Annotated in this window: 1 pseudogene; it reads right to left on the bottom strand. The window is 39.1% G+C overall.

From position 1 onward, the window contains the following. Positions 1-29 precede the first annotated feature (29 nt). A pseudogene (locus AAEZ00_RS20550) lies at positions 30-961 on the bottom strand (IS3 family transposase); the annotation flags it as partial.

Raw genomic sequence — 961 nt, 5'->3', positions numbered from 1 at the left:
TGTAATGGTCAAGTATTTCTGGAGAGATTTTAAGCCGCTTTTTTTAACTCATTATATTTCTGATGTGGCGTCTTATAATCTATTGCCGAATGTCTGCGTTTGTAATTGTAGAACTGAATATATTGCTCAACCACGCTCACTACTGCGCTGTGATTGGTAAAAGCTAAACGGTTTAATCTTTCAGTCTTTAAACTCCTAAAAAATCGTTCCATCACCGCATTATCCCAACAATTTCCTCTACGACTCATACTTTGTTCAATGCCTAAGTGCTTTAGCTTTTCTCTGAACACCTTAGCTGAGTACTGACAACCCTGGTCTGAGTGAAACATCAACTCCTGTGTATTTGGCCTCTGACGTTGTATCGCGTTATTTAATGCCGCTGTCGCTAACGCTGCATTGGGTTGGCTTGATAAGGCATACCCAACGATTTCTTTGGTCCCTAAATCAAGTACACAGGCTAAATAACTCCACCCCTGATGTGATTTTATATAGGTAATATCACCCACCCAATGGGTATTATAAGTCGTAGGGTTAAACTGTCGTCTAAGCAAATTAGGTGCGTAAACTTGCTCCTCACCTTGATTTGGATAGTAATGCTTTTTCTTTGGCTTAATCGCTATTAATCCCAATTTTTTCATTACGCTAGCTATGGCGTAAACCCCAACCTTACAATTTAAATCTAATAAATCAGCCTGTATTCGACGTTTGCCATACGTCGAGTGTGACTCAGAGAAAGCTTGCTCTATCAATTGTATCTGAGCCTGTTTTTCAACGCTTTTTGGGATCGGTTTGTAATAGAGACTACTACAACTGATCTCGAATACTCGGCATAATTCACTCATTTTAAAGCCTGGGTTTGCTTTCTTTACTTCGCGCATCATTTTAAGTTTTGATTGTCTCGAATGAAGAAAGCTGCAGCCTTTTTTAAGATATCATTATCCCTCATGGCTTGTTTTAGTTG

It is taken from the genome of Shewanella sp. S1-49-MNA-CIBAN-0167 (assembly GCF_040310145.1).
Lineage (GTDB): Bacteria > Pseudomonadota > Gammaproteobacteria > Enterobacterales > Shewanellaceae > Shewanella > Shewanella psychromarinicola.
The sequence above is the reverse complement of the archived record's forward strand: the minus strand, read 5'-3'. Positions and strand labels throughout refer to the sequence as shown.